19 protein-coding genes are annotated in these 20065 nt (G+C 62.1%); 11 read left to right on the top strand and 8 right to left on the bottom strand.

Annotated features, from left to right (window positions below; all coding sequences use genetic code 11):
* Positions 1–45: 45 nt before the first annotated feature.
* Positions 46–1077, bottom strand: a complete 1032-nt coding sequence (locus AMK05_RS19655; RefSeq protein ID WP_064840768.1) for a LacI family DNA-binding transcriptional regulator — start codon at positions 1075–1077, stop codon at positions 46–48.
* 168 nt (positions 1078–1245) lie between these two features.
* Between AMK05_RS19655 and AMK05_RS19650 the strand changes: the two genes are divergently transcribed.
* The 5 genes from AMK05_RS19650 (at position 1246) to AMK05_RS19630 (ending at position 7581) form a co-directional block, all read left to right on the top strand.
* Positions 1246–2772 (top strand): sugar ABC transporter ATP-binding protein, encoded by a 1527-nt coding sequence (locus AMK05_RS19650; RefSeq protein ID WP_064840767.1) that lies wholly within the window; start codon positions 1246–1248, stop codon positions 2770–2772.
* A gap of 59 nt (positions 2773–2831) precedes the next feature.
* Positions 2832–3836, top strand: coding sequence for an ABC transporter permease (locus tag AMK05_RS19645; RefSeq protein WP_064840766.1), 1005 nt, complete (start codon positions 2832–2834; stop codon positions 3834–3836).
* Positions 3837–3949: 113 nt separating this feature from the next.
* Entirely contained in the window at positions 3950–4897 is a 948-nt protein-coding gene (locus tag AMK05_RS19640) for a substrate-binding domain-containing protein (RefSeq protein WP_064840765.1), read from the top strand.
* Positions 4898–5146: 249 nt separating this feature from the next.
* Positions 5147–6202, top strand: a complete 1056-nt coding sequence (locus AMK05_RS19635; RefSeq protein ID WP_064840764.1) for a sugar phosphate isomerase/epimerase family protein — start codon at positions 5147–5149, stop codon at positions 6200–6202.
* A 191-nt stretch (positions 6203–6393) separates the two neighbouring features.
* Complete coding sequence (locus AMK05_RS19630; protein WP_064840763.1) at positions 6394–7581, top strand: Gfo/Idh/MocA family protein; 1188 nt, start codon at positions 6394–6396, stop codon at positions 7579–7581.
* Between the two features lie 76 nt (positions 7582–7657).
* Here the strand turns inward: AMK05_RS19630 and AMK05_RS19625 are convergent, their stop codons facing one another.
* Entirely contained in the window at positions 7658–8062 is a 405-nt protein-coding gene (locus tag AMK05_RS19625) for a DoxX family protein (protein ID WP_064840762.1), read from the bottom strand.
* Between the two features lie 262 nt (positions 8063–8324).
* On the opposite strand from AMK05_RS19625, the gene AMK05_RS19620 reads away from it, so the two are divergent.
* Positions 8325–9698, top strand: coding sequence for a GH1 family beta-glucosidase (locus tag AMK05_RS19620; RefSeq protein WP_064840761.1), 1374 nt, complete (start codon positions 8325–8327; stop codon positions 9696–9698).
* Positions 9699–9876: 178 nt separating this feature from the next.
* Positions 9877–12087: a putative bifunctional diguanylate cyclase/phosphodiesterase gene (locus AMK05_RS19615; RefSeq protein ID WP_064840760.1), complete on the top strand. Its 2211-nt coding sequence runs from the start codon at positions 9877–9879 to the stop codon at positions 12085–12087.
* A 49-nt stretch (positions 12088–12136) separates the two neighbouring features.
* Here AMK05_RS19615 and trhO read toward each other — a convergent pair whose 3' ends face one another.
* From trhO to AMK05_RS19600, 3 genes are all read right to left on the bottom strand, one after another.
* On the bottom strand, positions 12137–13066 hold the full coding sequence (gene trhO, locus AMK05_RS19610; RefSeq protein ID WP_064841455.1) for an oxygen-dependent tRNA uridine(34) hydroxylase TrhO: 930 nt from the start codon (positions 13064–13066) through the stop codon (positions 12137–12139).
* 84 nt (positions 13067–13150) lie between these two features.
* Positions 13151–14059, bottom strand: a complete 909-nt coding sequence (locus AMK05_RS19605; RefSeq protein ID WP_064840759.1) for a CHAD domain-containing protein — start codon at positions 14057–14059, stop codon at positions 13151–13153.
* Positions 14037–14525 carry a CYTH domain-containing protein gene (locus AMK05_RS19600; RefSeq protein WP_064840758.1) on the bottom strand — a complete coding sequence of 163 codons (489 nt, stop codon included), beginning with the start codon at positions 14523–14525 and terminating at the stop codon, positions 14037–14039. The genes AMK05_RS19605 and AMK05_RS19600 overlap by 23 nt, the downstream gene beginning before the upstream one ends.
* Positions 14526–14690: 165 nt before the next feature.
* Between AMK05_RS19600 and AMK05_RS19595 the strand changes: the two genes are divergently transcribed.
* The 4 genes from AMK05_RS19595 (at position 14691) to AMK05_RS19580 (ending at position 17139) form a co-directional block, all read left to right on the top strand.
* Positions 14691–15329: a 2-dehydro-3-deoxy-phosphogluconate aldolase gene (locus AMK05_RS19595; protein WP_054184188.1), complete on the top strand. Its 639-nt coding sequence runs from the start codon at positions 14691–14693 to the stop codon at positions 15327–15329.
* A 113-nt stretch (positions 15330–15442) separates the two neighbouring features.
* Complete coding sequence (locus tag AMK05_RS19590; protein WP_064840757.1) at positions 15443–16162, top strand: tellurite resistance TerB family protein; 720 nt, start codon at positions 15443–15445, stop codon at positions 16160–16162.
* 78 nt (positions 16163–16240) lie between these two features.
* Positions 16241–16936 (top strand): GNAT family N-acetyltransferase, encoded by a 696-nt coding sequence (locus AMK05_RS19585; protein WP_064840756.1) that lies wholly within the window; start codon positions 16241–16243, stop codon positions 16934–16936.
* On the top strand, positions 16933–17139 hold the full coding sequence (locus AMK05_RS19580) for a hypothetical protein (protein ID WP_064840755.1): 207 nt from the start codon (positions 16933–16935) through the stop codon (positions 17137–17139). The genes AMK05_RS19585 and AMK05_RS19580 overlap by 4 nt, the downstream gene beginning before the upstream one ends.
* Positions 17140–17141: 2 nt before the next feature.
* On the opposite strand, the gene AMK05_RS19575 is transcribed toward AMK05_RS19580, so the two are convergent.
* The 3 genes from AMK05_RS19575 to AMK05_RS19565 form a co-directional block, all read right to left on the bottom strand.
* Positions 17142–18218, bottom strand: coding sequence for a nickel/cobalt transporter (locus tag AMK05_RS19575; protein WP_064840754.1), 1077 nt, complete (start codon positions 18216–18218; stop codon positions 17142–17144).
* Complete coding sequence (locus AMK05_RS19570; protein WP_064840753.1) at positions 18212–18853, bottom strand: DUF1007 family protein; 642 nt, start codon at positions 18851–18853, stop codon at positions 18212–18214. The genes AMK05_RS19575 and AMK05_RS19570 overlap by 7 nt, the downstream gene beginning before the upstream one ends.
* 130 nt (positions 18854–18983) lie before the next feature.
* Positions 18984–19877, bottom strand: coding sequence for a LysR family transcriptional regulator (locus AMK05_RS19565; RefSeq protein ID WP_064840752.1), 894 nt, complete (start codon positions 19875–19877; stop codon positions 18984–18986).
* Positions 19878–20065 lie beyond the last annotated feature (188 nt).

The raw sequence follows: 20065 nt of genomic DNA, 5'->3' as shown, positions 1-20065 counted from the left end.
CGTAACTCTTTCCGACCGGGGTGGAAGTCCTCAGCCTCTATCGGCTCAGCGCTTCGACCAGGCGCGCGACGGTGCGGAGACGGAGTTTCGAACCACCAGATCCGGCCTCAGCAGGATCTCGGTTTCGGTCGGCCGGCCATCGGACAGGAGCTCCAGCAGCAGCGCCATCGCCTGTTTGCCGATTGCCGTTCGCGGCTGGCGGATCGTCGTCAGCGGCGGGGATATGAAGACTGCCTGCGGCACGTCGTCGAAACCGGTCACCGAGAAATCCCTTGGAATGTCATAACCTCGCGCGCCGAGGCCGACCATGACGCCGATCGCCGTCTGATCGTTGACGCACATGAAGGCTGTGGGAAGCGTATCCCGCATGAAAAGCTGCTCCACAGCATGCCGGCCGCTTTCGATCGTGCCGTCGCCTTCGAGCACGATTCTCAAATCGGGCGGGACGCCGGCAGCATCGAGGCCGGCATCATAACCCATGCGGCGTCTGGTATAGGCAAGCCGGGTGCGCGAATCGCCGATGAAGGCGATCTTGCGATGCCCTTCGGCCAGCAGCAGGTCCACCGCCTTCCTGGCGCCCTCGGTATCGTCAACGCCGACATAGGGAATACCGCCATTGAAGACCGGCTCGAAAACGCCGACACTCGGCGGCAGCCGCGCCGTCATCGTCTGGTGCCCGAAGGGCAGGATGCCGGTGAACAGGATCAACCCGGCCGCCTGGTTGGAATTCAGGAATTTCAGATATTCGAGGCCGCGCTGGGCGTCGTTCTGCGTATGGCCGATCAGGATGCCGTAGCCATGCGCGCGCGCCTCGTTTTCCAGCCCGACGAGAATGTTGGAGAAATTGGGGTCGCCGATATCGGGCGCGACGACGAGGATCATGTTAGAGCGGCCGAGCCTCAGGCTGCGCGCCATGGCATTGGTGGTGTAACCGGTGATGGCGATCGCCTGGTTGACCTTGAGCCGGGTGGAGTTGGCGACCTTCTCCGGCATGTGAATCGCCCGGGACACCGTCGCGATGGAGACCTCGGCGATCCGGGCGACGTCTTCGATTGTAGCGGGCGTGGAATTCGACACTGAGTTCTGCCTTGGGGCTGTCTTCGCCGCGACACTACACAGACTTGTCGAGAGGTCAAAGGCGGGCTTCAACTGATCTGTGTAAATCAACGATGTAAACCTTTACACGATGTATGTAAAGGTTTACATAAGTGTTCAGCGGACGGAGAACCGCTTGGGGAGGATCTGATGACCGTGGAGGCTACCGACACTGCACCCGTGGTGCTGTCCGCAAGGCGCATATGCAAATCCTTCAGTGGGGTGCAGGTCCTCTTCAGTGTGAACTTCGATCTCCGTGCCGGCGAAATCCATGCGCTGATGGGGGAAAATGGCGCCGGCAAATCCACGCTCGTCAAGATATTGTCCGGCTTCGAGCAGCCGACTTCCGGCGAGATCCTACTCGACGGCCAGCCTGTCGTCCTGCCGCCCAACGGTGCTGCCGAGGCGCTCGGCATCGTCATCATTCACCAGGAATTCAACCTTGCCGAACATCTGACGGTGACCGAGAGCCTCTTCCTCGGGCGCGAAGTCACGCGCTTCGGCGTGCTCGACCGCAAATATATGCGCTCGGAGACCCGCAAGGTTCTCGACGTGCTCGGTTCGCATGTCGATGAGAATGCGCTGATCAGCACGCTTTCCATCGCCGACAAACAGATGGTCGAAATCGCCAAGGCGATCAGCCGCGACGCGCGGGTGGTATTCATGGACGAGCCGACCGCGGTCTTGTCGCGGGAAGAGACCAATATGCTCTTCAGGCAGGTTCGCAAGCTGCGCGATCAGGGCACCAGCTTCGTCTTCGTCTCGCACAAGCTCGACGAAGTGATGGAACTGACCGATCGGGTGACGGTGCTGCGCGACGGCCAGTGGATCAAGACCTCGCCGACGTCCATTCTCGATGGGGAATCGATCGCCCAGCTGATGGTCGGCCGCGAACTGTCCAGTCTCTATCCCGCCAAGGTCGAGCCCGATGTCGACGAGGAGGTCGTGCTCCGCGTCGCCTCGGTGTCGACGGGCTATGTGAGGGATGCGAGCTTCGAGGTGCGCAAGGGTGAGATCATCGGTTTCTCAGGCATGATCGGCTCCGGCCGCACCGAGCTGATGGAGGCGATTGCCGGGTTGCGGACGCGTCTCGAGGGTGAGGTTGTGATCAAGGGGGAAACTGTTCCTCCCGGCGACGTGCATGCCGCCAATCGCTGCGGGCTTGCCTATATGACCAAAGACCGCAAATCGAAGGGGCTGCTGCTGCGCTCGGGCATGATCACCAATCTGACGCTGCAGTCGCTTGGAAGGCATTCTCGCCGAGGCTATCTCAGCCCCGGCAGCGAGGCGGCCGCCATGACAAAGGCCAAGCGCCGGTTCGACATCCGGGTTCGCGACGGCAACATCGTCGCCGGCCGGATGTCGGGCGGAAACCAGCAGAAGCTGTTGCTCGCCAAGGTGATGGAGACCGAGCCGGACATCATCATCATCGACGAGCCGACGCGCGGCATCGATGTCGGCACCAAGCAACAGATCTATCATTTCATCTCGGCGCTCGCCCGCGACGGCCGGTCGATCATTGTCGTCTCCTCGGAGATGCCGGAGGTCATCGGTCTCTGCACGCGGGTCGTGGTGATGCGCGAAGGCCATATCGTCGGCGTGCTCGAAGGGGATGAGATCTCCGAGCAGGAGATCATGCGTTACGCCGCCGGGCTGAAGAAGAAGGCGGCGGCCTGAGGGCCGAAGCGAACAGATAAGATGCCCAAAAAAGATGGGGCGGGAGGTTGGTTTTGGAAATGAGTGTCAACGAGGAGACCAGGGAAATCCGGCGCCGGTCCTGGCGGGATGTCGATCTGCGCGCGGTCGCGCCTTTCGTCGCCCTGGCGCTGCTTCTGATCGTCGGAGCCCTGGTCAATCCCAATTTCATCGGCATCACCAACCTTGCCAATGTCGCGACGCGCAGCGCCTTCATCGCCATTATCGCGGTCGGCGCGACCTTCGTGATCTCGGCCGGCGATCTCGACCTGTCGGTGGGCTCGATGGTGGCCTTCGTCGCCAGCCTGATGATCCTGCTGATGAATTCGGGCGCCATCGAGAACCCGGCGCTGATGCTGACGGTTGCCGTCGTCTTCACCATGGTCGCCGGCTCGCTTTGCGGCCTGGCGAATGGCCTGATCACCACGGTGGGCAAGATCGAACCCTTCATCGCCACGCTCGGCACGATGGGCATCTATCGCGGCCTGACGACATGGCTATCGCAGGGCGGCGCGATCACGCTGCGCTCGGCCGATATCCAGACGCTCTATCGTCCGGCTTATTTCGGCAATATCGCCGGCGTGCCGGTGCCGATTGCGGTGATTCTCGCGGTGACGGCGGTTGCGGCCTTCATCCTCTACCGCACTCGCTACGGGCGCCACGTCGTCGCCGTCGGATCAAACAGCGACGTCGCCCGCTATTCCGGCATCGCGGTCAATCGCGTGCGGACGATCGCCTTCGTAATCCAGGGCCTGTGCGTCGCCATTGCCGTGCTGCTCTATGTTCCCCGTCTCGGCTCGACTTCGGCGACGACAGGCATCCTGTGGGAGTTGCAGGCGATCACGGCGGTCGTCGTTGGTGGCACGGCGCTGAAGGGCGGCGCCGGCAGGGTCTGGGGCACGATCTGCGGCGCCTTCATTCTCGAGCTCGTCGGCAACATCATGCTGCTTTCGAATTTCATCAGCGAGTATCTGATCGGCGCCATCCAGGGTGCGATCATCATCATCGCCATGTTCGTGCAGCGCTCGCTGGTGCGCAAATCATGAAGTGACCGGCCGCTTTTGACCCGGCTTGAAATTAATCGGGCTTGAAATTGATCGGGCTTACAGGGCGTCCGGTCCCGATATGGAAAAGTCCCTGAATATTGGGAGGAAACAGCATGCGTAAATTGATGTTGGGCCTGGCGGTTGCGGCGGTGACATTCGCCGGCGCCGCTCACGCCCAGGATAAGAAATTCACGATCGGCGTGTCCATTCCGGCCGCCGACCACGGCTGGACGTCGGGTGTGGTCTTCCATGCCGAACGCGTCGCCAAGCTGCTGATGGCCGAACATCCCGGTCTCAACGTCATCGTCAAGACCTCGCCGGATGCCGCCAGCCAGGCAAATGCCGTGCAGGATCTCGACACGCAGGGCATCGACGCGCTGGTCATCCTGCCGTCGGATCCGGATCCGCTCGTCAACGCCATCAAGGAGGTCAAGGGCAAGGGCAAGTTCGTCGCTCTCGTCGACCGCGCGCCATCGAGCAACGACAATTCCGTGCGCGACCTCTATGTCGCCGGCAACAACCCGGCTCTCGGCGAAGTCGCCGGCAAGTACATCAAGGACACCACGCCGGACGCCGAAGTCGTGATCATCCGCGGTCTGCCGATTCCGATCGACCAGCAGCGCCAGGACGGCTTCGACAAGGGCATTGCCGGCTCGAAGGTCAAGGTTCTCGACCGCCAGTACGGCAACTGGAACCGCGACGATGCCTTCAAGGTCATGCAGGACTACCTGACCAAGTACCAGAAGATCGACGTCGTCTGGTGCCAGGACGACGACATGGCTGTCGGCGTTCTGCAGGCGATCGAGCAGGCCAAGCGCACCGACATCAAGTATGTTGTCGCCGGCGCCGGCTCCAAGGACATGGTCAAGAAGGTCATGGACGGCGATAAGATGATCCCGGTCGACGTTCTCTACCCGCCGGCAATGGTCGGCACGGCCATGGAGCTGACGGCCGCCGCCCTCTACGATCAGGTTCCGGTTCACGGCAGCTATATCCTCGACGCGACGCTCGTCACCAAGGACAATGCCAAGGACTTCTACTTCCCGGATTCTCCGTTCTGATCCATCGTTTGACGACATGCGCCCATTCGAAAGGATGGGCGCATTTTTATGCTCCCATACAGCGTGCAGGTGAAAATGCTACACGTACCTCTTGCCCGCCAAAGCCCATCATGATTAGCTCGCAGCCACATCGCATCCCGGCCTTGCGCCAAAACGCTGGTAAGGGCGAGGAGGCGCCTTGCGCCCGTCAAATTGCGTGCTACAACTCTTCAGAAACGTTTACGGTCGATATTCAGGGAGGAATCTGACATGAAGACGATCAAGGGTCCCGGCCTTTTCCTTGGCCAGTTCGCGGGCGACGCCGCGCCTTTCAATTCTTGGGACGCGATCACCAAATGGGCGGCCGACATCGGCTACAAGGGTGTCCAGGTGCCGACCTGGGCGAGTCAGTTGATCGATCTGAAGAAGGCTGCGACCTCCAAGGATTATTGCGACCAATTCGCCGGCAAGGCCCGCGAAAACGGCATCGAGATCACCGAACTTTCCACCCATCTGCAGGGTCAGCTCGTCGCCGTTCACCCGGCCTATGACGAAGCCTTCGACGGGTTCGCCGCCCCCGAGGTGCGCGGCAATCCGAAGGCCCGCCAGGAATGGGCGGTCGAGCAGGTCAAGATGGCGCTGACGGCATCGAAGAACCTTGGTCTCAAGGCGCATGCGACCTTTTCCGGCGCGCTCGCCTGGCCATTCATCTATCCCTGGCCGCAGCGTCCCGCCGGCCTAGTCGAAACAGCCTTCGACGAACTTGCCCGCCGCTGGACGCCGATTCTCAACCATGCCGACGAGAACGGCATCGACGTCTGCTACGAGATCCATCCGGGTGAAGATCTGCATGACGGCATCACCTTCGAGATGTTCCTGGAGCGGGTGAAGAACCATCCGCGCGCCAACATGCTCTACGATCCCTCGCACTATGTCCTGCAGTGCCTCGATTATCTCGACAACATCGACATCTACAAGGACCGCATCAAGATGTTCCACGTCAAGGATGCGGAGTTCAATCCGAGTGGGCGCCAGGGCGTCTATGGCGGCTATCAGGGCTGGGTGGAACGCGCCGGCCGCTTCCGCTCGCTCGGCGATGGTCAGGTGGATTTCGGCGCGGTGTTCTCGAAGATGACCGCCAATAATTTCGACGGCTGGGCCGTGGTCGAATGGGAATGCGCGCTGAAGCATCCGGAAGACGGCGCCCGCGAAGGGGCCGAGTTCGTTGCTGCACACATCATCCGCGTCACCGAAAAAGCCTTCGACGATTTCGCCGGCAGCGGCACCGATCAGGCGGCGAACCGGCGGATGCTGGGGCTTTCCTAAACAGGGCATCTGGTGGGTGCCCCTCACCCTAACCCTCTCCCCGTAAACGGGGAGAGGGGACTTGCCCGACCAAACGTTGAGAGCGGAAAAGACGCTGCGGCATATCCCCTTCGCCCCGCTTGCGGGGAGAAGGTGGCGGCAGCCGGATGAGGGGCGCGCATCCGCACCAGGCTAAATTTCAGGAGGAATCAATGGCAATCGAAGCATCATCCGAACAGACCCGTGAGCCGCGCATCCGGCTCGGCATGGTGGGCGGCGGCGCCGGCGCGTTCATCGGCGCGGTGCACCGGATCGCGGCGCGCATCGACGATCAATACGATCTCATCGCCGGCGCGCTGTCGTCGACGCCTGACAAGGCGGTTCAGTCCGGCCGCGACCTCGGCCTCGATCCATCGCGGACCTATTCCAGCTACCGTGAAATGGCGATCCGCGAGGCGAAGCTGAAGAACGGTATAGAAGCGGTAGCGATCGTCACGCCGAACCATGTGCACTACGACGCGGCCAAGGAATTCCTGAAGCGCGGCATCCATGTCATCTGCGACAAGCCGCTGACGTCGAACCTTGCCGATGCAAAGAAGTTGAAGAAGATCGCCGACGAGAGCGGTGCGCTCTTCGTGCTCACGCATAATTACACCGGTTATCCGATGGTCCGCCAGGCGCGTGAGATGATCGCCAACGGCGAACTCGGCGACATAAGAGTCGTTCAGGCCGAATATCCGCAGGACTGGCTGACCGAGGCGGTCGAACAAACCGGCCAGAAACAGGCCGCCTGGCGCACCGATCCGGCCCAATCCGGCGTCGGCGGCTCCACAGGCGATATCGGCACGCATGCCTATAATCTCGCCGCCTTCATATCGGGACTGGAACTCGACAGCCTGGCCGCCGATCTCGACAGTTTCGTTCCCGGCCGACGGCTGGATGACAATGCGCATGTGATGCTGCGCTTCAAGGCGAAGGGCTCGGAGAAGCCGGCTAAGGGCATGCTCTGGTGCAGCCAGGTGGCGCCCGGCCATGAAAACGGCCTGATGGTGCGTGTCTACGGCAGCAAGGGCGGGCTGGAATGGACCCAGAAGGATCCGAACTATCTCTGGTACACGCCATTCGGCGAGCCGAAGCGGCTGATTACACGGGGCGGCGCCGGTTCGGGCGCGGCCGCCGGCCGCGTCACGCGCGTGCCGTCGGGACATCCGGAGGGCTATCTCGAGGCCTTTGCGACGATTTACACGGAAGCCGCGCATGCGATCAATGCCCGCAAGAAGGGCAAGGCCGTCGACAAGGCGGTGGTCTACCCCACCGTTGATGACGGCGTGAAGGGCGTGGCCTTCGTCGAAGCGTGCGTCGCGTCCTCCAAGAAGAACGGCGCCTGGGTCAAGGTTTGAATTTACCGATCGGCATTGCCCAATGAAAAACGCCGAGGCGGCTCGAAGTCGCCTCGGCGTTTTCCATCTATGATGATCAGGCTGCAGCAGAGCGGTCGCGCTTCAGCAGATTGTCGACGCTGAGCGGTCCCGCACCCGCCGCCACCAGATACAGAAACACGAAGCAGAACAGGATGGCCGCGACGCCGCCGTTCTGTGCGGGGTAGATGCCCTTCGAGGCGTGCCCGATGAAATAGGCGAAGGCCATCAGGCCGGAGAGCACGAAGGCTGCGATCCGGGTCTGGAATCCGACCAGAACCAGGAAGCCGAGGGTGAGTTCGATCAGCCCGGCAATCCAGGAGAGCGAGCCCGCGGGCGGCACGCTGGCCGCCGCCGGAAAATGCAGGATCTTCTGCGTTCCGTAGCTGAACAGCATAAGTGACGAAACGATGCGCAGCAGGCTCAGCAGATGCGGCTGCAGCAGATGGATCGAAGGCAGCATTGGGTTCCTTTCATGTTTGCGATGTCCCGGACGTGTCCGCGATCACCGGTGCGAGGGCAAGTCACGACTGCTGACATTCGCGTTATGAGGGCAGTCAGAGCGGAAAACGCCGCCAGTCAGGGTGATGGAACGGCGCAATCACCGCCGCTCCGCGTCGCTCCTGTAACGTTGCAGTTTTTCTCCTTCCCGGCCTGTACTTTGCTTTTCGGCTTGGCTAAATCCGAACTCAAACGCTCCATTCACGCTGAGACGGGGTTTACAGATGATCGATGCGAAAACGCTTGCAGGCCGCCTTCCCGGCGATTTCACCTTCGGCGTCGCCACCGCCGCCTTCCAGATCGAAGGCGCCGGCAAAGCCGATGGCCGCAAGCCATCCATTTGGGACGCCTTCTGCAACATGCCCGGCCGCGTCCATAATCGCGACAATGGCGACGTCGCCTGCGACCACTATAACCGGCTGGAGCAGGACCTCGATCTCATCAAGGAGATGGGTGTCGACGCCTACCGCTTCTCGATTGCCTGGCCGCGCATCATCCCCGACGGCAGCGGTCCGGTGAACGAGGCCGGCCTCGATTTCTACGACCGGCTGGTCGACGGCTGTAAGGCGCGCGGGATCAAGACCTTCGCGACACTCTATCACTGGGACCTGCCGCTGCTGCTTGCCGGCGACGGCGGCTGGACGGCGCGCTCGACCGCTTACGCCTATCAGCGCTATGCCAAGACGGTGATGAACCGTCTCGGCGATCGTCTCGACGCTGTCGCAACCTTCAACGAGCCGTGGTGCATCGTCTGGCTCAGCCACCTCTACGGTATCCATGCTCCGGGTGAGCGCAATATGCAGGCTGCCCTTCACGCCATGCATTATATGAACCTTGCCCACGGTCTCGGAGTCGAGGCGATCCGCTCCGAAGCGCCTGCTGTGCCCGTCGGGCTGGTGCTCAACGCCGCCTCGGTCATCCCCGGCTCCGGCAGCCCGGCCGATCTTGCCGCCGCTGAGCGGGCGCATCAGTTCCACAACGGCGCTTTCTTCGATCCCGCCTTCAAGGGCGAATATCCGACAGAATTCGTCGAGGCGCTCGGCGACCGCATGCCGGTTATCGAAGACGGCGACATGACGCTGATCAGCCAGAAGCTCGATTGGTGGGGCCTGAATTACTACACGCCCGAGCGGGTTGCCGACGATGCCGAACGCAAAGGCGATTTCCCCTGGACGGTGAAAGCGCCGCCGGCGAGCGACGTCAAAACCGATATCGGCTGGGAAATCTATGCGCCGGGGTTGAAGCTCCTCGTCGAGAACCTCTACCGCCGGTACGAATTGCCGGAATGCTACATCACCGAGAACGGCGCCTGCGAGAACACCGGTGTCGTCGACGGCGAGGTCGACGATACGATGCGCCTCGACTATCTCGGCGACCATCTCGATGTCGTGGCCGATCTCATCAGGGACGGCTATCCCATGCGCGGCTATTTCGCCTGGAGCCTGATGGACAATTTCGAATGGGCGGAGGGCTACCGCATGCGTTTCGGTCTCGTCCATGTCGATTATCAGACCCAGGTTCGTACGGTGAAGAAGAGCGGCAAGTGGTATAGCGAACTCGCGGCACAATTCCCCAAGGGCAATCACAAGGCGGGTTAGCGGGGCATCGACACGCTCCTTGTTTTAATGCCCGTCGCCCGAACTGCTGCCCGGACGACAGGCCTTTAACTTTGCATTGACGGCAAGCGCAAAAATAGATTGCCGGAAATTTCAACAATCGGTTGCTTAAACGTTTTTGAACCCTTGGCTGCCAAAGTCGGACGGTCAGGGAGCTGTAATGCAGAACGTCGGAAAATCGCAGAGCAAGGGGTTGGGAATAGGCCGTCACATCGCCGTCACCGGTGTGCTTTTTTCCTTCGCGGTCATCGTCGCGGTGGCCACCTTCATGGTGCTGACGGCGCTGGAACGCGTGGCCGAAAATGCCAATCTTCTCGATGACGAGCGCTCGCGCGAGACGACGATCGGGGCGCTGCAGACCTTCGAGGACCAACTTGGCGCAACGCTCGACGACTACGCCGCCTGGGACGACGCCGCCGTCAATGTCTATGCGCCCGATGGCATGGCCTGGACGGTGAGCAATTACGGCGAGATGTCGGTCAACAGCGCGCTTTTCGACATGGCGATCGTCATCGATGACGCGAAGAAGCCGATCATGGCCTATCGCGACGGCAAGCCGATGGAGGAGCCGCTCGAAGACTACTTCGCGCCGTCGCTGTGGACCCTGCTCGAGACGGTGAAGGCGGCCGGCCCGGCCGATCGTCCTCAGGCGGTCGGTTTCGTCACAACAAAAAGGGGCATCGCCGCCGTCGGCGTGGCGTTGGTGCGGACAAAATCCGGTTCGCTCGACGTGCCCGCCGGCCGGCACCGCTATCTCGTTTTCGCCCGCCACCTCGACAATGACAGGGTGGCTGCGCTCGGCCAGACCTATGTCGTCAACGGGTTGAAGCTGGCGCCGCCGAGCGTCGAGGCTGATTATCTGGTGCCGATCGTAGATCCCGTGGGCGCGACACTCGGCAAGCTCGTCTGGACCTCGCGTTCGCCTGGCGACATCAGTTATGCCCAGGTATGGCCGATGGTCATCCAGGCGCTCGGCCTTGTCGGGCTGTTCTTCGTGGTGCTGCTGGTCATAGGCTGGCTTGCTGGCCGCCGCTTGAAGGCCGAGGAAAACAGCGCCCGCGAGGAGGCGCTGCGTGACCGGCTGAGCGGACTATCCAATCGCGACGGTCTCGGGCTTGCCGTCGACCGCTTCGTTGTCGAGGCGCGCCAGTCCAGGCGCAACGTGCTGCTCCTCTATCTCGATCTCGATGGCTTCAAGGAGGTCAATGACAGCTATGGCCACGGCACCGGCGACCAGTTGATCCGCGCGGTTGCGGCCGGGCTCGACGTGCTCATCCCGCAAGGCGCGGTTCTCGCCCGCATCGGCGGCGATGAATTTGCCATCGCCTTTCTCTCGGACGGCGAGAATGCCGCAGCCCTGCAACTTTCCGAGCAGATCCTCGATTTTCTCGTCGAGCCGCTGGAGATCGGCCGTCGCGTCGTTGTCGTCGGGGCCAGCATCGGCATCGCCATGTCGCCTGCCGGCACGATCGGGCGCGAGGAGCTGGTGCGCCGCTCCGACCTTGCCATGTACAAGGCGAAGGAAGCCGGCCGCGCGCGCATGACACTCTACGATCCGTCGATGGATGCCGATCGGGAGCAGCGCAATGCGCTGGAACTCGATCTGAGGATTGCCATCGAAAGCGGCGACCTGACGCTCGCCTACCAGCCGCTGATCGATGCGGCCTCGTATGCGCCGACCGGCGTCGAGGCGCTCGTACGCTGGAACCGTCCGGGTCACGGGCCGGTCTCACCCGAGGTGTTCATCCCGATCGCCGAGACCAGCGGCCTGATTGAATCGCTCGGGCTGTTCGTGCTGCGCAAGGCCTGCGAGACGGCCAAGCAATGGCCGGACCTCAACGTCTCTGTCAACGTCTCGCCCGGCCAGTTCCGCAATCCCGCCTTCGCCGATTATGTCCGCTACGTACTGAAGCAGACGGAGATCGACGCCGGCCGCATCACGCTGGAGATCACCGAAGGTTACATGATCCAGAATCCGCAGCGCACCCGCCAGTCGATCGAACGGCTGAAGGCGCTGGGCGTCAAGGTAGCGCTCGATGATTTCGGCTCGGGCTTCTCCTCGATCGGTTATCTCCGGCAGTTCGGCTTCGACCGGATCAAGATCGACCGCTCGCTGGTCATGGGGGTCAGCGAGGACAAGCGCCAGCGCGAGATGCTGCAGGCGACCGTGGCGCTCGCCCGCTCGCTCGACATTCCGGTGACGGCCGAGGGCATCGAGACCGAGGAGCAGGCAATCGCCATGCGCCTCTTCGGCTGCGATTGCCTGCAGGGCTATCTGTTCGGAAAGCCGATGACGGCCGATCGGATCACCGAGATGCTGCACGAGCGGCATGCAGCCGAGCCAGGCCGGCGCCGTCTCGGCGCAGCCTGACGGGCGCGGGCACATTCTTGCAAATGCGGCCGATCCGGAAAGGATCCTCTCAGCTGCCGATATGCCGCTGGCCGCGTTTCCGGGCGAGGGCGATCTGGTGCTGCCGCTGACGGTAGCGCAGCCGATCCTCTTCCGTGCGCGAGTGGTAGCAATGGCTGCAGGAAACGCCTTCCTCGTAGAGCGGCGAGGTGATTTCCTCTGAAGTGATCGGGTTGCGGCAGGCATGGCACAGCCTGTGTTCGCCTTCCTTCAGCCCGTGCTCGACGGAGACGCGCTCGTCGAAAACGAAGCAGGCGCCGTCCCAGAGGCTTTCCTGCTGCGGCACCTCCTCGAGATATTTCAGGATGCCGCCCTTCAAATGATAGACCTCGTCGAAGCCCTCGGCCTTCATGAAGGCGGTGGCCTTCTCGCAGCGTATGCCGCCGGTGCAGTACATGGCGATTTTCGGCTTGTTGTGCAGGCCGGAATTCTGGCGCACCCAATCGGGAAATTCGCGGAAGGTCTTCGTCTTCGGGTCGAGCGCGCCGCGGAAGGTCCCGATCGCCGTTTCGTAATCGTTGCGGGTGTCGATGACGATCGTATCTGGATCCGAGATCAGCGCGTTCCAGTCCTCAGGCGCCACGTAGGTGCCGACCACCTTGTTGGGGTCGATATCCTCGACGCCCATGGTGACGATTTCCTTTTTCAGCTTCACCTTCATGCGCAGGAAGGGCATTTTCGAGGCGCGGCTTTCCTTATGCTCTAGCCCCACAAATTCAGGCTGGGCGCGCAGAAAGGAGAGTACGGCGCCAATGCCGGCATCCGGGCCGGCGATCGTGCCGTTGATGCCCTCATGCGCCAGAAGCAGCGTCCCCTTGACGCCGTTCTCCTCGCAAAGCGCCTGCAGCGGACCTTGCAGGCTGGCAAAGCGCGGCACGGAAACGAAATGGTAGAGTGCGGCCACGAGGAACGGGCTGGTGTGTGTCAGGCTGTCGGTCATGGGGCCGGAAATACAGAAAATCGACGGCTCGCGCAATTGCCTTCGCCGATGGCGGCCTTGGCGGGTGAACGATTACGCCGCCTCTCAACTACCGGCCGTCAGCCAGAGAAGCTCGATGCGCTGCGCTTCCTCGTCGGGATCATCGGCAAAGACGGTTTCGGCGTTGACAAGCGCTTGCCGCCGATCCTCCTGCTGGCGGAAGATGATGGCGTCGAGCAGGTGGGCCAGGTCGTCGTTGCGGGTGAAGAGCTGCGGCTCGGCCTCGACCAGTTCGGAGAGCACGGCAAGATCGTGGATATGGCCGAGATCCTCGACCAGTTCCTTGGCCGCATCGCGTTTGGCCTTCATCGCGCCCGGCCAGATATCTTCTAAAAGGCCGTGATAAAGCCGGTAGTCGTAGGTGCGTTTGCGCAGATTGTGGAAATCGTCGGCCGATGCCTCGCCGTGGCAGGCCGCAAGCGCTGCCTTAGCCCTTCGTGCGGTGCGGCGCCAGCTCTTCGCCAGCTTGCGGGCATTCTTGCGGTGGCTGCCGTTAAACGAGACGGCATCCAGGGCGGCGATCGCCTCCTTCAAAACGTCCGAGGTTTCCGCCAGCCGCTGTTCCAGGCCGCTTTCGGCGTCCACCATCCAATCACGGCGTCCTTCGAGAATGGCGACAATGCGGCCGAGCGCCTCGCTCTCCTCCGGGTCGCGGGCCGATTGCTGCAGATATTGCGCAGTGCCGATCAGGGCGTTGGCGTCGCGGATCGCCGAAAGGGAGCGTGCGGCATCGCGCAGCCTGGCATTTTCGCGGTCCTGGAAATCCGGCACCTCACGGGCGACGAGCCGGTAAAGCGAGCGCAGTCGCTTCAGATTCTTGCGGAAGGAATGGATCGCCTCGTGCGTGCCGTCCGGCCGCTCCTCGAGAACCGCGATGGCGCGTTCCAGTTGCTCGGTCGCGACGCTGCGGAACTCCCTGGTGAAATCGGCGTCAGGCCGAATGCGATAGGCCATGCCTGTCGTGCCCGTATTCGGTGGCAAGGGCTTGGTTGGAATAGCGGAAATCGCCGGTCACTTCGCGACCGAGCCAGGCGGGCAGAGCAGGATTGTCGGTTTCCGCCATCATCTCGACTTCGGCAATCACCAACCCGCGATGCTCGCCGGCAAAGACGTCGACCTCCCAGACGAAACCTTCATGCGGAACGCGGTAGCGCGTCTTCTCGATGACGATGCCGATCGCGTTCTGCAATAGTTCCTCGGCATCGGCCACAGGGATGTCGTATTCGAATTCGTCGCGGGTGATGGCGCTGCGGCCGATCTTGATCGTCAGTCTCGCTTTTCTGCCGTCGAGAGTGCGTACCCGGACGGAACGATCGTCCATCGAGGCGATGTAGCCCTGTCTCAGGACAGACTTGGTCTCGACGGCGGAGCGCCATCCATCGCTGCGTACGAGAAACTTCCGCTCGATCTCTTTCGCCATATCGGTGAACCTTTTGTGACGATCGGGTCACGGTAGCCCAATTCCGATGGATTTCCTACCCATCTTGTCGTGTGAATTGGTTTTGCCTCGACAAGGTTCCGCTGGGACGTTATTCGGGACCAATTCAATCGTTTCAAACAATCGTTTCAAGGAGGTCGCGCGACCATGGGCGAGAAAACAGAGAAGCTCCTTTCCATCCTGAAACTCCAGCCGGTCGTCCCGGTGCTGATCGTCGACGATGCCAAGTCGGCCGTGCTGCTCGCCCGCGCGCTTGTCGCCGGCGGCCTGAAGGCGATCGAGATCACCATGCGCACGCCGGCGGCACTCGATGCCGTGCGGGCCGTCGCCGCCGAGGTCGAGGGCGCCGAAGTCGGCGCCGGCACGATCCTCAATGCCGCCCATTGGGAAGCCGCCGTCGAGGCCGGTTCGAAGTTCATCGTCAGCCCGGGTACGACGCAGGAACTGCTCGATGCCGCCGCCGATTCCGATGTGCCGCTGCTTCCCGGCGCTGCGACCGCCAGCGAAGTCATGGCTTTGCGCGAGGAAGGCTACCAGGTGCTGAAGTTCTTCCCCGCAGAGCAGGCCGGTGGCGCCGCTCTTCTCAAGGCGCTCTCCTCGCCGCTTGCCGGTACGCTGTTCTGCCCGACCGGCGGCATTTCGCTGAAGAACGCCAATGACTATCTGTCGCTGCCGAACGTGATCTGCGTCGGCGGCTCCTGGGTGGCGCCGAAGGAACTGGTCGCAGCCGGCGACTGGGCGGGAATTACCCGGCTTGCGGCAGAAGCGGCGGCGCTGAAGGCCTGAGTTTCGGCAGGGGGAGGGGTGAGCCTCACGGCACAATTCCCTCTCCTCTGTTTGTATTCCAGCCGTCGCAAACCTATGTACTCCTCCAGATTCAAACAGGGAGATGACAAGGAATGTTCGACGCGAAGAAGCTTCTCGACCAGTTCTTGGGTTCGCAGGTGCCGGGTCTCGGCGGTTCGGTCCGCGACAGGGCGGGCGATGCCGTGCAGACGGCAAAGAACAATCCGATGAAGACCGGTGCGATCGCAGCCGCGCTTCTCGGCACCAAGACCGGCCGGAGTATTGCCGGCAACGCCTTGGCGATCGGCGGTCTGGCCGCCATCGCCGGCCTCGGCTACCAAGCCTACAAGAATTACCAGGCGGGGCAAGCGCCCGCAGCTCCCTCAGATGCGCCCTCGGCAAACAATCCGGTTCTCCTGCCGCCGCCGGTCGAATCCGGCTTCGGGCCGGCGTCGCCTGCCGGCAGCAATGAATTCGTGCTGGTGCTGATCCGCGCGATGATCGCCGCCGCCAAGGCCGACGGCCATATCGACGATGCGGAACGGGCCCTGATCATGGACAAGGTCAAGGCTGCCGATGTCAGCGGAGAAGCTGCGGCCTTCATCGAGGGCGAACTCGCTTCGCCGACGGATATCGATGCGCTCGTCGCTGCGGCGGTGACGGAAGAACAGCGCGTCGAACTCTATACCGCCTCGCGGCTTACCATCGAGCCGGATTCGCGCGCCGAGCGCGGCTATCTCGATCTGCTCGCCGGCAGGCTCGGCCTTGCCGACCAGCTGGTCGACCATATCGAGGCGACGGTGTCCTCAGCCAAAGTTACCTTGTCCCACTGATTGGGTCACAGTAACATCTCGGTCGGTTGCCTTTGTCGGGCGGCTGGCCTATCCACTCCTCAGAAAAGAGGTGTGAACATGCGCGATCTTGCAAATTTCAAGGGCTGCCCGGCGCCGAAGCCGGTGACGCTGAAGGGCCGTTTCGTCACCGTCGAACCTTATCGGCGCGCCGAACATCTCGAGGCGCTGTGGGACGGGCTTGGCGGCATGGCCATCAACCCGCTGCTGCTCTATTTCGCGCAGGACGATTTTTCCGGGATCGAGGATTTCGCCAACTGGCTTGAGGCCGTCTACACCAAGTCCGGCTGGCTCACCCATATCTTTCGCGACAATGCCACCGGCAAGATTGTCGGCATGGCGAACTATATGCGCGCCGATCCGGCAAACGGCGTCGTCGAGATCGGCGGGGTGGCGCATGGCGCCGACATGAAGCGATCGCCGCTGTCGACCGAAGTGCATTATCTGATGGCCAAGCATGTGTTCGAGGAGCTCGGCTACCGCCGCTACGAATGGAAATGCGACAATAACAACGAGGCGAGCAAGACGACGGCAGCACGCTACGGCTTCAGCTTCGAGGGAGTCTTTCGCCAGCACATGATTTCCAAACACCGTAACCGCGACACCGCCTGGTTCTCGATGATCGACAGTGAATGGCCTCTGCTCAACGATGCCTTCGAGGCCTGGCTGTCGCCGGAGAATTTCGACGCCGCCGGCAACCAGATCCGCCGTCTGCAGGATATTCGCGCCGATCTCGAGAAGGAAAGGCTCGTATGAGCCCCGAGAGCCGCTCGCAGGCAACCGCCGCCGCCATCATCTTGCTGGGCGCCGGCCTCGTCCTCTATTTCCTGCCGACCATCGTTCTGTGGATCGGCAATTTCTCGCCGGCGCTGGGTATCGCCGTCGGCGTCTGCCTGATCATGGCATTTTTCGCGGTCTTCTGGCTGCGGGCGCGCTATCAGCGCAGCAAAGGGAAGTAGACTTATCCCTGCAGCGACGCTCCGAGCAGCAGGGCGCCCATCATGATAACCAGCACGGCGCCGAGGATTTCGATGGCGTTGCCGATCCAGACCGAGGCGGCTGAGCCGCGCCCGGAGAGACGGACGGCGGCACCCTTGGCGGTCACGGCAAGGGTGGCAAGCAGCGAAACGGTGATCGCCGTGCCGAGCGACATGGCGGCGACCGACAGCACGCCGCCGAGATAGAGCCCGTTCAGCAGCGAGAAGGTCATGACCAGCAAAGCGCCGGAGCAGGGGCGAAGGCCGACGGCGACGATCGCCGACCAGGCCTCGCGGGCGCTGAACTTGTCGCCGGCGAGCAAGGCGAGATCCGGCACATGGGCATTGCCGCAGGTCTCGCAGGCCATGCCGGGAACGAAAGTATGGCCGGCTTCGACGGATTGCGCCTTGCCGTTGAAGGCATAGGCCTGGCGTTCGGCGGCATTATCCTTCCAGTCGAGCATCATGCTGACCGGACCGGCTGACGTCGCCATCAGCCGGCGGCGCGGCATGTTGCCCACCATCGCGCGCAGTTTGCGGAACAGCAGCCAGCCGCCGAAGAGGATGACCATGACGAAGCTAGCGATCTCCATCGCATGGGTCGCAGCCGTCAGCGTGATGCCGGTGCCGCGCAGCACCAGCCAGGCGCCGCCGACCAGCGCCACGGCCACCACGCCCTGGATGAAGGCGGAAATGAAGGAAATCACCACGCCGCGTTTCAGCTCGACCTCGTTGGCGATCATGTAGGAGGAGATGACCGCCTTGCCGTGACCGGGACCGGCGGCATGGAAGACGCCATAGGCGAAGGAAAGGCCGATCAGCGAGGCCAACTGCCACGGGTCCTGGCGCATCGCCTTCAAGGCATCGGTCAGCGCCCGGTAGAAGGCCTGCTGCTCATAATTCACATAGAGCAAAAGCGGTGCGAGTGGCCCGCCGGTCGGCTGGAAGCTCGGTTCCGCCGTGCCGATGCCGAGCGGGGATTGCGCATGGGCGAGGCTTGCCGCCGCCAGAAGCGCCAAGACCGAGGCGGCAAGGATGAACGGCAGGCGTTTCGTCAGCATGTGACCTCCAGCCGGGTGGCGAAGAGTTTGGACATGTTGGTGCCGGTGGGGTCATTGAAGAAGGCGTCGGTCAGCGACTGCTTGTTCTGCGAGATCACCTGGTCGGCATCCGGCCGCACCACCTGATGCTTGCAGGTCTTGAAGCCGTCGCCGACGATCGCCAGTTCGTTGTCGCTGGGAAAGTCGATCGAGGTATAGAGCGTCGGATCGTAGACGCCGAAGCTGAGCCTGCCTTTCAGCGGCATCTTCTCCACCGGTTTGACCGCGAAGAACATCAGCAGCTGGCCGTCCTTGTAATCGACATGGATGATGTCGGGCTTCTGAACGGTGATGTTCCTCCCGTCGATCGTCAGGTTCATGTAGTAATCATATTCGGCAAGCGACTGCTCTACCGTTTTCCCGACCTCGGCGAGCTCGTTCGGCTCCAGCTTCAGATCGGTGTTCTTGTCGAAATCCATAACGACCGAGGAGGAGAAAACCTCGTCGAAGCGCCAGACATTGCGCAGTTCCTCGACGCTGCCATCCTTGCCTGCCACGACCTCGAGGCGGGCCTCCACGAAAATATGCGGATGGGCAAGAGCGGCGGCCGGCGCCAGTGAAACAAGCGCGGCCATCAGTATCGTCGAATATCTCATCTAATCCGCTGCCTGTTCGTGATCCTGACTTCTTGCCAGAAATTGGGACGGAATTGGGACCGGATTCCGTGCCGGATTCAGATAGCCGCAGGTTGGGCCGGGGCGCGATGTCGCAGCCGCAAGGGCGGCGCTACGGATGTTTCTTGAACCAGCTGTTGAGGTAATCGACGAAGATCCTGACCTTGGCCGGCAGGTAGCGCCGGTGCGGATAGACGGCGTAGATGCCGCGGTCGGTCGGGAGATAATCGTTGAACAGCGTCACCAGTTCGCCGCTCTCGATCGGCTTGCGGGCGATGAAGTCGGGGATGAGGGCGATGCCGATGCCGGCAAGGGCGGCGCGTAATGTCGCATGCGGGCTGTTGACCTCCATCGGGCCGGAGACAGCGACGGCGAAGGAGGTGTTGTCGGGATTGTGGAAGCGGATGCTCGCCTGGGTGCGCGAATTCGTATCGACGATGAAGGGAACGTTGGAAATGTCGCTCGGATGGGCAAGATCGGGATGGCGCTCGAGGAAATCGGGGGTGGCGCAGAGATGGACGCGGAAATCGGAGATCTTGCGGGCGATCATGCCGGAATCTTCAAGCTTGCTGATGCGGATCGCCACGTCGAAGCCCTCTTCGATCAGGTCGACAAACCGGTCGTCGGCGGCAATCTCCAGCGAAAGATCCGGGTTCTCCCTGGAAAAATCGATCAGCGACTGGCCGACATCGGCATCGACGAAGGTGCGGGGCACGGATATGCGCAGCCGTCCCTTCAACTGCGCATTGTTTTCGCGCACGAGGTCGGCGAGGTTGTCGATCTCCTTGAGGATATCCGAGGCGCTGCGGTAATAGGTGTGGCCGGCCTCGGTCATGGAGAACTGCCGGGTGGTGCGGTTGAGCAGCAAGGCGCCGAGCTCGTCTTCCAGCTCGCGCACATATTTGGAGAGCAGCGCCTTCGAACGGCCGGTGCGCCTGGCGGCAGCGGAAAAGCCCTCGGCCTCGACGACATCGATGAAGGCACGTATGCGGGTCAAGGTATCCATGAATATCCCTCAAGCTGTTTGGGAATGTTGAACAAATCGGCTCTTCCTGTTCAATTATTTTTTTGACCCCGAGATCAAAAAAACGCTTGATTATGAAGGCGAATATTCTTATCTCCACCTCAGCCCAAAGTCGCACGTGCCCATGGGTGTCCGCCGAACCCTCGAATTGGTGAGGAAATCGGTAAGGT

Origin of the sequence: Rhizobium sp. N324, assembly GCF_001664485.1 — a bacterium.
Classification (GTDB): domain Bacteria; phylum Pseudomonadota; class Alphaproteobacteria; order Rhizobiales; family Rhizobiaceae; genus Rhizobium.
The sequence above is the reverse complement of the archived record's forward strand: the minus strand, read 5'-3'. Positions and strand labels throughout refer to the sequence as shown.